Annotated in this window: 13 protein-coding genes; 3 read left to right on the forward strand and 10 right to left on the reverse strand. The window is 27.9% G+C overall.

Annotation, left to right across the window (positions count from 1 at the left end):
• Window position 1: 1 nt before the first annotated feature.
• Genes AC8GER_RS05855 through AC8GER_RS05865 form a run of 3 tightly spaced genes read right to left on the reverse strand, consistent with a single transcriptional unit; the run spans window position 2 to window position 3,528 of the window.
• Window positions 2-466, reverse strand: coding sequence for an LPS-assembly lipoprotein LptE (locus tag AC8GER_RS05855; protein ID WP_506597897.1), 465 nt, complete (start codon window positions 464-466; stop codon window positions 2-4).
• On the reverse strand, window positions 456-2,987 hold the full coding sequence (gene leuS / locus AC8GER_RS05860; protein ID WP_506597898.1) for a leucine--tRNA ligase: 2,532 nt from the start codon (window positions 2,985-2,987) through the stop codon (window positions 456-458). The genes AC8GER_RS05855 and leuS overlap by 11 nt, the downstream gene beginning before the upstream one ends.
• Before the next feature lie 10 nt (window positions 2,988-2,997).
• The gene (locus tag AC8GER_RS05865; protein ID WP_506597899.1) at window positions 2,998-3,528 is read right to left on the reverse strand and encodes a DUF3576 domain-containing protein; all 531 of its coding nucleotides are present in this window, start codon (window positions 3,526-3,528) and stop codon (window positions 2,998-3,000) included.
• A gap of 196 nt (window positions 3,529-3,724) precedes the next feature.
• Between AC8GER_RS05865 and AC8GER_RS05870 the strand changes: the two genes are divergently transcribed.
• Complete coding sequence (locus AC8GER_RS05870; protein ID WP_506597900.1) at window positions 3,725-4,804, forward strand: porin; 1,080 nt, start codon at window positions 3,725-3,727, stop codon at window positions 4,802-4,804.
• Window positions 4,805-4,836: 32 nt separating this feature from the next.
• Here AC8GER_RS05870 and AC8GER_RS05875 read toward each other — a convergent pair whose 3' ends face one another.
• Window positions 4,837-5,415 (reverse strand): thiamine phosphate synthase, encoded by a 579-nt coding sequence (locus AC8GER_RS05875; RefSeq protein ID WP_506597901.1) that lies wholly within the window; start codon window positions 5,413-5,415, stop codon window positions 4,837-4,839.
• 11 nt (window positions 5,416-5,426) lie between these two features.
• On the opposite strand from AC8GER_RS05875, the gene AC8GER_RS05880 reads away from it, so the two are divergent.
• Complete coding sequence (locus tag AC8GER_RS05880) at window positions 5,427-6,065, forward strand: YggS family pyridoxal phosphate-dependent enzyme (protein ID WP_506597902.1); 639 nt, start codon at window positions 5,427-5,429, stop codon at window positions 6,063-6,065.
• Here AC8GER_RS05880 and AC8GER_RS05885 read toward each other — a convergent pair.
• Window positions 6,062-6,553, reverse strand: a complete 492-nt coding sequence (locus AC8GER_RS05885; protein WP_506597903.1) for a L,D-transpeptidase family protein — start codon at window positions 6,551-6,553, stop codon at window positions 6,062-6,064. The two genes, AC8GER_RS05880 and AC8GER_RS05885, sit on opposite strands and share 4 nt — an antisense overlap.
• A gap of 24 nt (window positions 6,554-6,577) precedes the next feature.
• Here AC8GER_RS05885 and AC8GER_RS05890 point away from each other — a divergent pair, with 24 nt between their 5' ends.
• Window positions 6,578-7,210, forward strand: a complete 633-nt coding sequence (locus AC8GER_RS05890; RefSeq protein ID WP_506597904.1) for a winged helix-turn-helix domain-containing protein — start codon at window positions 6,578-6,580, stop codon at window positions 7,208-7,210.
• On the opposite strand, the gene AC8GER_RS05895 is transcribed toward AC8GER_RS05890, so the two are convergent.
• From AC8GER_RS05895 to dnaJ, 5 genes are read right to left on the reverse strand one after another with little or no spacing between them, the layout of a single operon-like run.
• Window positions 7,203-8,150: an adenosine kinase gene (locus AC8GER_RS05895; RefSeq protein ID WP_506597905.1), complete on the reverse strand. Its 948-nt coding sequence runs from the start codon at window positions 8,148-8,150 to the stop codon at window positions 7,203-7,205. The two genes, AC8GER_RS05890 and AC8GER_RS05895, sit on opposite strands and share 8 nt — an antisense overlap.
• A complete protein-coding gene (gene nth / locus AC8GER_RS05900; protein WP_506597906.1) occupies window positions 8,143-8,781 on the reverse strand; it encodes an endonuclease III in 639 nt (212 codons plus the stop codon). The genes AC8GER_RS05895 and nth overlap by 8 nt, the downstream gene beginning before the upstream one ends.
• Before the next feature lie 20 nt (window positions 8,782-8,801).
• Window positions 8,802-9,575 carry a 4-hydroxy-tetrahydrodipicolinate reductase gene (dapB, locus tag AC8GER_RS05905; RefSeq protein WP_506597907.1) on the reverse strand — a complete coding sequence of 258 codons (774 nt, stop codon included), beginning with the start codon at window positions 9,573-9,575 and terminating at the stop codon, window positions 8,802-8,804.
• Window positions 9,576-9,598: 23 nt separating this feature from the next.
• Complete coding sequence (locus AC8GER_RS05910) at window positions 9,599-11,647, reverse strand: tetratricopeptide repeat protein (protein ID WP_506597908.1); 2,049 nt, start codon at window positions 11,645-11,647, stop codon at window positions 9,599-9,601.
• Window positions 11,648-11,690: 43 nt separating this feature from the next.
• Window positions 11,691-12,833 carry a molecular chaperone DnaJ gene (gene dnaJ / locus AC8GER_RS05915; RefSeq protein ID WP_506597909.1) on the reverse strand — a complete coding sequence of 381 codons (1,143 nt, stop codon included), beginning with the start codon at window positions 12,831-12,833 and terminating at the stop codon, window positions 11,691-11,693.
• Between the last annotated feature and the right edge of the window lie 7 nt (window positions 12,834-12,840).

Consider the following 12,840-nt stretch of genomic DNA (forward strand, 5'->3'; position numbering starts at 1 on the left):
ACTAATTTAATGAGACTTTAGATTTAAATAAAATATTTTGAATTATAGAATCTAATAATAATCTTTTTTCATTATTTTTTACTAGAATATTATTTGATAAATTATCGGTTACAGAAACTCTTTTATCTTTTGTTATCGCATCTTGGTATATTACAACCCCGTTTTTATCTTGAAATTGATAGCTTACTGTCAATTTAAGTATTTCTTCCGTAGATATTCCTCTTGAATCAACAAGAGAGCTTTCTGCTGTATCATAAATTTGAGCTTTAAATATATAAGCGTTCAAATTTTTTTCTTCCTTTTTAAAATTTAATTTTTGCTCTAAATTAAAAGCTAGATCTTTATCACCGACTATTTCTGATTTAGAAATAATTACTTGTTTAGAATTTCCAGTATATATAGGCGAGAAACCACAATGAGTTAAAGCAACTGAAATTATAATAGCTAAAAAAAATTTATTTATCATTAGTAACAATATTAAGCAGTTTATTTTTTATAAAAATCTTTTTAATTATATTTTTTTCATCTAATATAACTTTAATATTTTTAATTGCTAAGGATTTACTAAAAATATTTTCTTCACTTTCATCATTAATAGCGTTGATAATGGCCCTTTTTTTACCGTTTATTTGAATTACAACATCAAAGTGATCTTTTTTTATAAGAGTATTTTCAATCTTAGGCCACTCTTGTGAACTTAGATTATTTTCTTTTGTAATTTTTTCCCAGCATTCATTTGCGATGTAAGGAATGAAGGCAGATATAATAATTAAATATTTTTTATAAGCATTGATAATGTCCTCCTCATTTAAGGTTTTTTTATCAATTTCTTCACTAAGATTATTTAAAAAAATATAAAGCTTAGCAACTGCAACATTGATATGAAATTTTTCTATACATTCTGTGATTTCTTTTATTAGGATATTTGTTTTAATTAAAAAACTATTGTCAGTTTCTTCTTTTTCTTTTTTATAAATTTTTATTTTTTCACAAACACGCCATATTTTTTGTATGTATTTAAATGCACCCTGAATGCCGCTGTCACTCCATTGGATATCTCGATCCGGAGGACTATCTGATAATATGAACCATCTTACAGCATCTGCACCATAAATTTTAATAATATCATCGGGATCAACAATGTTTTTCTTAGATTTAGACATGGCCTGACTGTCTCCTTTTAAAATCTTTTCTTTATTATTTAAAAAATAAGATCCATTTTTTTCAATAACTTCTTTTGGAAAAACCCATTTACCTTTTTCTGTTTTAAAAGTTGGATGACATACCATTCCTTGAGTAAAGAGATTTTTAAAAGGTTCAGAAACTTTTAATTTAAATTCATCTTGTAGCGCTAGAGTAAAGAATCTTGAATATAAAAGATGAAGTATGGCGTGTTCAACGCCGCCAATATATTGATCTACTGGCATCCAATAATTGGCTTCATCTACATTAAAAGGTCGCACATTTTCTTTCGGGGAACAGAAACGAAGAAAATACCAAGAGGAATCTACAAATGTATCAAGCGTATCGGTTTCACGAATAGCTTTCATTCCGGTTTCTGGACATTTTGTAAATTTCCATGTGGGATGATTCTCCAATGGATTTCCTGATTTATTAAAATCTACATCTTTAGGTAATTCGACAGGCAGATCTTTTTCTGGAACTAAAATAACCTCCCCATCCTCTCTGTACATAATTGGAATTGGACATCCCCAATATCTTTGTCTGGATATTCCCCAGTCTTTAAGACGATAAATTATTTTAGAATTTCCTATTCCTCTATCCTCTATTTTTTTAATCGCAAATTTTTTTGCATCTTCAACACTTAAATCATTAAGAAAATCTGAATTAATAATATAACCATCCTCAGTGTATGCCTGATCATGAATTATGATAGATTTGGATTTATTAGGACTTACGACGGGAATTATTTCTAGATTATATTTTTTGGCAAATTCTAAGTCTCTCTGATCGTGTGCTGGACAACCAAATATAGCTCCAGTTCCATAATCCATGAGTATAAAATTAGCCACATAGATTGGTATTTTTTTATTTAAAAAAGGATGTGAGGCAAAAAATGAAGTTTTAAAACCTAATTTTTCATTTTTAGACAAAGTTGACTCTGTACCAATATTTTTTAAAGCAAGTTCTTTAAAATCTTGAAAATTTTTTTCATTCTTAAAACACTCAGTAAAAGGATGATCAGGGGCAATAGCAATAAACGAAGCTCCAAATATTGTGTCTGGTCGTGTGGTAAAAATTTTAATTTTAGTATTTTTAAAATCTGAAATAAAATCAACCTCGCAACCTACAGATTTCCCAATCCAGTTTTTTTGCATTAATCTCACTTTTTCTGGCCAGCCCTTTAAATCATCAAGGGATCTTAATAATTGATCAGAATATTTTGTAATATTTAAAAACCATTGATTTAATTCTTTTTTCTCAACGATTGCTCCAGACCTCCATCCCTTGCCATCAATCACTTGTTCATTTGCAAGAACTGTATTGTCAATAGGATCCCAGTTGACATAACTTTTCTTTTTATAAGCAATTCCTTTTTTAAAAAGGAGAGAAAATAAAATTTGTTGATGTTTGTAATATGAAGAATCACAAGTAGAAATTTCTTTATCCCAATCAATGGACAATCCTAAACACTTTAATTGTTTTTTCATTGTGGAGATATTTTTTAATGTCCAATCTTTTGGATGCAGATTATTTTGTATTGCCGCGTTCTCAGCTGGAAGACCAAAGGCATCCCAACCCATTGGATGCAAAACATTGTAACCATTTAATCTTTTGAAATTAGCTATAATGTCACCCAATGTATAATTTCTGACATGCCCCATATGAATATTTCCAGATGGATAAGGAAACATTTCAAGGCAATAAAATTTTTTTATTAAATTTTTTTTAGTTTTAAATACTTGATTTTTTTCAAAAAAGGATTGCCACTTACTTTCAACGACTAAAGGATTATAATTTTCCATCCTTTAAAAACTACTTTTTTTCTTTTTTAGCTTCTTCAATTTTTAAAGTACGGGCGGAAGCAATAATGCTCTCTTTAATAGAGCTTGCAAAGTTTTGATCAAGAGTTGAATTTGAGCAGCGCTCTGCAGTTTCACAAATTTTTTTATGAGCTATTATTTTAATTGACTCTGATCTTAGCTCGTTATTTAAAAACTGAACTGAAATTTTTATTTGCTCCTTAGGATTATTAGTTTGTGAATACCAATCATAAATAATAACCCCTCCACTATAATCAGCATTAAGTAACGGTAAAAAGTCTAAGGATTTTAGTGTGGCTCGCCATAATACATTTGAACTTGCAAATTCAAAGTTCCCGCTTCCAGAACCTTTTCCAATTTTATTTATATCCCCAAAAATTCCACCACCTTTATCTGCAAATTCTCTTGCTCTTTTATCGGGATTTGGCTCCATTCTTATAACTTCACCAGTAGCCACGTCTTTTTTTGCACATGCAAATAAAAAAAAAAGAGATAAAATAATTGAGATTTTAAGACTATTCATAAAATTTATAATTTTTAAAATATACAAAAAATCCAATAAATTAAAGATATTTAACTAAAAATGTGATATAAATACAACAATGAATAAGAAAAAATTCAAATATCTAAAATATAAGACAAAAGAGAGATGGATATTGGTAGAAAGTTACGTGCGTTAGTTAATTACTAACAAATTAAACAATAAATAATAAATAAACATGAAAAAACTATTGTTAACAAGTGCATTAGCTGGAGCAACTTTAGTTGCAAGCAATGCGATTGCTCAAACAACTGTATCTGGTAATTTAGATATATCGTTTAAAGCAATTTCAGGTGAAAGCGCTTCGACAGGAACAGGTTCTGCTGCGTCACACCGAGGCTTTGGTAAAGAAGCTCAATTAAACATCCAGAATAAAGGAAAACTAAGCAACGGTATGGATTATGCTGCTGGTTTTGCAATTGAGGATGATGGTAACCAGGGCACTACTATTTTTAATGAAAATACTTTCATTAACTTTACGTCTGGATCAACAACTTTGACTTTAAGCCAAGATCATATCCAAAACAGCGATAGAACTCTTGCTACTTTTGTTGGTTTACCTCCTCAAGATATAAGTAATACAAGTAACACATCTCAGGTAACTACAGATGGTTTCATAGGTGGACCTGGTGCAGATCCTGCACAAGCTTTTGGTGTTGGAATAATTCAAGCTACACCAATGGGAAATTTCTCAGCACTTTACGTACCTAGCAATTCAGGTGCTGCTGGTGATGCCTATGGTGCAGAAAACGGCACAAGAGATAACGCTGATGAGTCTGCATATGAATTAGGATTTGTGGGTGGACTTGGAGTAAAAGGTTTATCTGCTCATGCTTTCATGAACAAAGAAAGCAAAGCGAACGCTGATACAAGAGATGTTAAAGGTCAAAACTTTGGTGTTTCTTATAATTTTGGCCAAATTACTGCAGGTTATAACTATAAAAAATCTGAGTTTGGTACAAAAGGAAATGCAGCTGCATTTGGTGCTACTCCAGTAAGTGATACTAAACAGCATGAATATGGTTTAGCGTTTGCAGTATCACCAACGCTTACAATTGGTGCTAACTATGCCAAAGCAGAAAATAACGGAACTGGTGCAAAAGCTGATGCTGATAGCAAAAGTTTAGCAGTTGGTTACAATTTAGGCGCTGTAGTTTTATCAGCACAAGTTGCTCAGCAAGAAAACATTGATTTTGCTACTGGTACGACAGCAAAAGATATTGATGTGCTTTATTTAAGAGCTTCAACAAAGTTTTAATTATCTAAATAATTAATTCAAATTAAACCCGCTTACATTAAATTGTAGGCGGGTTTTTTTATTTTAAGATCAAAAATTAATTTTTTAAAAGCAATAGATCTTGCTTTTGTTAACTTGATCTTTTTAAGACTGCCTAAATTTATTCCACCCAGAGCACATACATCTGTCTTCCAATTAAGTGTTATCTGGTTAAATCTGTGAATATTTAAAATGTTATTTTTTGAGTATTTTTCATTATAAAATATGGGTGATAACATTACTAATTTGCATTTTTGCTTTAGTTTATAAAAATATTCCCTTTGGTTATGTGCAGAGCCAATAACTTTGAAATTCTTTTTAAATAAAATTGGTCTAATTGTACTTGTGTTTTTTGCATCTAAAAATATGCCGTTTGCTTTATATTTAGTGCATTTTTGATAATTATTCTTAAAAAGAAATGGAATTTTATTAATTTTTGCAAATTTAATTATAGATAACTCATTTTCTAACAATTCTTTTTTATCAATATCTACTATTATAGTTATATCCTTAAATTTTAGCAGATTTTTTTTAATTATATCGTTAATTTTATCTAAAAAAACATAAGGTTTATAAAATAGTTTATTCGTCATATATAAATACTATGTATATAGAAAAAAATTACAATTACATTTCAACTACAGTTAAATCTCTCTCTGCTAAAACGGAACTTATTATCGTTAGCAAAAATCAAGATATAGAAAAAATAAATAGACTTATTAAATTAAACCATATTCATTTTGGAGAAAATAGAGTTCAAGAAGCCTCTCTAAAATGGAAAAATTTAATTTTAGATAATCTTCAATTAAAGCTTCATTTAGTTGGAAAGCTTCAGTCTAATAAAGCAAAAGATGCATTTAAAATTTTTCATTATATTCATACTTTAGATAATGAAAAACTTGCCCAAATTTTTGGAAAACTTGAAAGTGAACAATTAAAGAAAATTAAATATTTTATTCAAGTAAATATAGCGAATGAACAACAAAAAAACGGGATCTCGGTTGATAAAGTAGATCAGTTTTTAAAATATTGTGTTAATGACTTAAAATTAAACGTTATAGGTTTAATGTGTATTCCCCCAGTAGAAGGTGATTCAGGTCTATATTTTAAGAATTTATCTGAACTTGCGAAAGTAAATAATTTAAAAGAACTTAGTATGGGAATGAGCAATGATTACGAGTGTGCAATTAATTGTGGTGCAACCTTTGTAAGAGTTGGAACTAAAATCTTTAGCGAAATTTAGTTTATTAAAACTTTAGTATTTTTTCTAATTGTTTTAACTAAGTTTATTAAATGAGATTTTTTCAGGCCAATGCATCCTGCGGTGCTTTTATAATTTTTATTGGCAACATGAATAAATATTGCACTGCCTTTGTCTTTGATTATTGGCTTCATATTGTAGTTCAAAGCTAGAATTAAATCGTAAATATTATCCTTTCTATATAATTTTTCATGTCTATATTTATTTGGGAGCTTTACTAGCTGATTATACTTTTTACTTTTTGGGTCATCGCACCAACCCATATTTTTTTTTATTTTAATAAGTTTTAAATTTAATGGTATTTTTTTTACTCGATCATCTCTGTAATAAATTTTAACTATTTTATATGTTCCCTTTGGAGTGATGTTATCACCTTCTTTTCTTTTTACACCAACACCACCTTTTCCCAAGGAACATTTAAATTTAAGATTTTTATATTTTAAGTAGCCAGATTTATTTATAATAATCATATTAAATTTATTATATATGCTTTTATGAATAATATTCATCTAAACGTTCTAGGTTCAGACGCATTCTTAAATTTACTCAATGAGCTTGAGTTTAATAATATTTTAAATCTTAGTAGCCAACTAAATCATAATAATAAAAAAATATCTGTTAAAATTTTATTTGCTGATAATTTTAAAATAAGAGAGGTTAAAAATTATTTATTAGAAAATGCGCCAATTATTTTATTTTTAAACCATAAAGATTATATAAAAAAAAATAATTTAAAGTTACTTGATTTTCAAGTGAGCTTGGAGCTGCCCGTTGAAATTTTATCTTTTAAAGAAATTTTAAATATTTTAATTACAAAATATAACTTTTTTAAAAAATCTAAAATTATAATTCAAGACTATGAGATTGATTCTAATGAACGATCTATAACTAAAAAAAAAATAAAAGTTAAACTTACAGAAAAAGAACTAGAGTTAATTTTGGCTCTTAATAATAATAATGGATTAAATAAATCTTTTTTACTTAAAAATATTTGGAAGCATAGTCTTGATTTAGATACCCATGCTTTTGAAACGCATCTACATCGTTTAAGAAAAAAAATTAATAAGCACTTTAAAGATAAAAATTTTATAGTTGAAAAAAATTCACTATATTTTCTGACTAACTAAGTCTTGCTCCAATTTTTTGAATAATTTTTGCTGCAAGTTGAGATCCTGTTTGAAGACATTTTTTAATATTAGATTTATCTAAATATTCTTTAAAAAATCCAGATGCAAATAAATCACCCGCGCCTGTTAAATCTAAAACTTTTTCAACTTTAGTACTTTCACAGTTTATAATTTCATTATTTAAAATAGCTATACTGCCATTTTCACTTCTAGTGATGATAATAAGTTTATTAATATTTTTAAGTTCGTTCATACTATCTAATAAATTATTTTTCCGGATTAGTTCATTTATTTCGTTTTCATTTCCAATTAAGATACTTAAATCATTTTTTAATAATTTAAAAAAATCTTCTCTATGCCTAGTGACACAAAAAATATCAGATAAACTCATGGCAATTTTAATGTTATGTTTTTTTGCAAGGTTAATTACATGTTTAAACATTTCTTCACTTGTTCCTTTATCCCAAAGGTATCCTTCTAAAAAAATAATCTCATAATCTTTAATACGATCCTCATTAATATCTTCTTTTGAAAGTTGAGATGAAATTCCAAGATAAGTACACATGGTTCTCTCAGAGTCTGGGGTTATAAAAATAATAGATGCACCCGTTGATAATTTCTCTTTGTTTTCAGAGTAGAGAAAATTTACATTAATTTTTTCAAGACTTTTTTTATAAATTTTTCCAAATTCATCAGAGTTTATTTTTCCTATAAAGGATGGATTTCCGCCAAGATAAGATATTCCTGCCATGGTATTTGCAACAGAGCCACCTGCCTCAATTTTTTCAATCTTAATTGTGCTTTTTAAACTCTCAAACTCCTCTTTTTTAATGAGTTTCATTGAACCTTTAGTAAGGTCATTTCTTAATAAAAAATCATCATCCACTTTTACAAATACATCCACAATAGCATTTCCGATACCAAGAATTTTTTTAGACATTTTTATCTTTATACAGACAAATTTTATTAATTACACATTTTACACAAATTGGATTTCTAGATTTGCAGACATATCTTCCATGCAAAAGGATTAAATGATGGGCTTTCTTTAGGAATTTGTTAGGCAAAATTTTTAAAAGTTGTTCTTCTACTTGATTTGGATTTTTACCCTTTGTTAAGCCTGTTCTGTTGCTTACCCTAAATACATGGGTATCGACTGCTATGGTTGGTTTGTTGAAAACAGCGTTTAATACAACGTTCGCAGTTTTTCTCCCGACACCTGGAAGTTTTATTAAATCTTCAAAATTATCTGGAACTCTGCTTTGATGCTTTTCAACTAAAATTTTTGAAAGATGATAAAGGTTTTTGGCTTTCATATTAAAAAGCCCAATGCTTTTTATCATTATTTTAATTTTTTTAATTCCAAGGTCAGTAAAATGTTTTGGTGTATAATAATTCTTATAAATATCTTTTGTAACATTATTAACATTTGTATCCGTGCATTGAGCAGAGAGAACAACAGAAGTTAATAGTGTAAATTGATTTCTATATTTGAGTGAGGTTTCAGGATTTTTAATTGATTTGTTTAATAATTTAATAAGTTTTAAGGCTTGTAATCTATTTAATGCCATCAAAATTATAAAATATTAAACTACTTAAGGTTAAACATATCCTGCATATTAAATAGGCCTTTATTCTTTTTTTTTATCCATATTGCAGCATTTAATGCTCCTTCTGCAAATAACTCCCTTGAAAAAGCAGTGTGTTTTAACTCAATATTTTCAATTTTATTATTATAAATGACTGAGTGTTGGCCTACGGTTTTGTCCTTTCTTTTAATAAAAAAATTAATTTTATTGTTTTGAAGATCTCCTTTTTTATTTAAAAAGTATTTACCTGTTAATTTATCTAAATTTTTGCCTTTACCTTTTGCAACAGCACTTGCCAGCATAAGCGCAGTACCAGACGGATAATCTATTTTTGCTTTATGGTGATTATCTAAAATACCAATTTGATAATTATTAGGGATTTTCTTTGATAAAATCTTTGTAATGTATTCAAGTAAATTGATCCCTAAACTCATATTTCCTGATTTAAATATAGCAATTTTTTTTGAATAATCTTTTATTAAATTTTCTTCTTTTTTTGTAAAACCTGTTGTTCCTATGATAACTTTTTTATTTAATTTTTTTGCAAATTTTAAAACTTCAATTGAAGATTTGGGTCTTGAAAAATCGATGATAACATCGGTCTTTTTAAATGCTTCTAAATTATTATTTTGAATTTGCAGACCTTTAATCTTTTTTCCAAAATTTAGATCTGTTAAGCTATGAAGCCTTAAAGATTTATTTTTTAATACTTGGTTTATTAACATTTGTCCCATACGACCGAGGGCACCAACAATTGTAATGTTAATTTTTTTCATTTTATTTTAAATAAGTTTTTTAATTAATTTATATATATATTTTCTATTTTTTCATTACTCAAATACATGTTGTAGATTTTAGAGTACGCTCTCTCTAGATTATTAGTATAGGTATTTACATCAGACAAAATTTTTTTATTTACCATAATTTTATTCTTTATTTTTTTTAGTTCCCCCACATTTTCTGCTAGTTTAATAGCTGTATTTACATACTCTTCGGCGTTATAAGTTATTAATTCTTTAACATTAATAGCATTTAACAAGCTTCCACTCACCCTGCTTGCAAAGCTTTCACCACATAATGCTAATAACGGTAGATCTTTTTGTAAACATTCATTAGCGGTTGTGTGGGCACAATAGGGAAAGGTATCTAAAAAGAGGTCGGCATATTTGAATCTCTGCAAATGCTCATTCAAATTGACTTGGTGACAAAATATTATTCTATTAGAGTCAATGCTGCTTTTCATAAATTCATTTAATAAATTTTTCTCAAAATCTAAATTATCAGCTAAAATCCAAAGAACACTTTTTTTAACTTTTTTTAAAATTTTAACCCAAAGATTAAATATATAAGGATTTATTTTGTAGGAACCGTTTAAGCTGCAAAATATAAATGTATCTTCTGGCAGATTAAACATTTTTTTGGTGAAAGACTTTAAATCAGTATTTTCAATTTTATTACTTGGCTGATAACAATTTGGAAGATAAATAATTTTTTCTAAAAAATTATTTTCATAATTTTTTTTTACGATAAATTGATCAGCAATTATATAATCAATGTTATTATGTCCTGCTGTCCCAGGGTAACCTAAAAAATTTACCTGAACAGGAGCAACTTTATCATAAAAAATCTCAGGATTTGCATTTCTAGTATAGCCCATTAGATCCACAGCTATATCAATTTCAAATTTTTTTATGGTGGAAGAAATTTTATCGAGTTTGTAAGAACTTAAATCTATTAAATTGGTTGAACGAGAAATTTTTTTTGTAAAATTATCTGATAATGCATTTAACTTAAAGGCGTAAATATCAAATTTATCTTTGTTATGCATCTCAAAAGTGTCAGAAATTAGCTGAGACACTGGATGCCTCATGAAATCGTGAGATATGTATCCAACTTTAATCTTATCTTTTTTTTGTAAATTGAACGAAATATTTTTTTTGATATTTAAATTGTATATAAAATTTTCAAAATTTTTTTTTTGCAAAAAAGTTGAGTCAGTTAAAGATAGAGAATAAAAGGGTAATATAGAAAAGTTTGTACTAAAAATTTTTTTTTTTAAACTATCAACCTGTTCATTAATTTTATTCCAATCTCCAGTTTTCAATTTAGCAAGGAAAAGTGTACCCCGATCTTTTTCTTCATCATATTTAATAGAAGTTTCCAGATCTTTGATTGCTAATTTAAAATTATTAATCTTATAATAAGTTTCACCACGGTTTAAATATGCATCGGAGTAGTTTTTTTTTATTTTAATTGCCATTGAGAAGCATTCAATTGCTTCAATATTTTTATTAAAACTTGAAAATAAATTTCCTAAATTCTTGTAAGCTTCATAATAATTCTTATTTAACTTGATTGCTTGTAAATAATTCTGTTTTGATTCATTAAAATTTTTTAGATGAAAGTGAGCTAGACCAATATTATTAAAAGCTTGAAAAGAATCAGGATTAATTTTAATGGCTTGCCCGTATGATTTTATTGCCTCATTAAATTCTTTCTTTTCTATATAATAATTACCAATGTTATTATGCAGCGGACTATAATTTTGATTTATTTTCAAAGCTTTGTTAAAATTTAATATTGCTAAATCTAGTTTTTTTAAATTTAGATAAACTAAGCCTAAATTATTTAAAGCAATATAATTTAAATCATTTATTTGTAATGATATCTTTAGGTACTCCAAACTTTTTTTATAATCTTTTCTTTGAGCTGAAATGGCTCCTAATAGATTTAAAGCATTAAAATCTAGATTATTATTCTTTATTATTTGAAGTAGAATGTTCTCAGCTTTTTTAAATTCATTTGAATTATACAAAGCTATAGCTTGTTCTAATTCAATATTACTCATTTAAAATAAATATTATTTTATAAATAATAACATTTATAGTAAATTAATAATTCTCCCAGAAATTTTTAATTTTATTTTTAAAATCTTTTATAATTGAAAGATTTTTATTATCTTCTAAGGCTCTAAATTTTTCCAAAAGCTGTATTTGTTCTTTATTTAAGGATTCCGGAATAATGATGTTGGTTTCTAGATAAAGATCACCAAAATCATTTCCTCTCAATATAGGCATTCCTTTACCTTTTAGTCTAAATTGTTTTCCAGATTGCGTTCCTTCAGGAATTTTAACTTTTGATTTTCCACCATCTATAGTTGGGACTTCAATTTCAGCACCAAGGGCCGCGTCGGTCATGGAGATGGGCAATTTATAGTATAAATTTTCCTCGGATCTTTGGAAAATTTTATGTTTTTGAACATTAATTAAAACATAAAGATCACCGTTGGATCCTCCTCTATATCCAGCATCACCTTTGCCGGATAATCTCATTTGTGTACCATCATCAACCCCTTTTGGAATTTGGATAGATAGATTTTTTTTAGTTTTAACTGCTCCCGAACCTCTGCAATCTTTACATGGATTTGATAACATTTCACCATCTCCTCCACAATCAGGGCAAGTTTGTTGTAATGTAAAAAAACCTTGTTGCATTCTAACTTTTCCATGGCCATCGCATGTTGAACATTTTTTTGGTTTTGAACCAGGTTCTGCACCACCTCCAGAACATTTTTCACATTTTTCGTTTGAAGATAAATTGATAGTTTGTTTTTTACCAAAATAAGCTTCTTCCAAACTAACCTCTAAATTAATTTTTAAATCCGATCCTCTATTGGATCTTGATTTCTTTGATCGACTTCCTCCTCGACCAGATCCCATGAAGTCGCCAAAAAAATCATCAAAAATGTCAGAAAATGCACCAGATTCAAAGCCACCAAAATCAAAACCTCCAGCTCCACCTGCCCCACCTTCAAATGCAGAATGTCCAAATTGATCGTAGGAAGATTTTTTCTTTGGATCAGATAAAACTTGATAAGCCTCAGAGGCTTCTTTAAATTTTCCCTCAGCAGTTTTGTCTCCCTGATTTCTGTCAGGGTGATATTTCATTGCAAGAGATCTATATGCTTTTTTTATTTCTTCAGGAGTTGATTTTTTGGTTACACCAAGAATATCATAATAGTCTTTTTTTGACATAATGACT

This window comes from Fontibacterium abundans (SeqCode) (assembly GCF_965235095.1).
Lineage (GTDB): Bacteria > Pseudomonadota > Alphaproteobacteria > Pelagibacterales > Pelagibacteraceae > Fontibacterium > Fontibacterium abundans.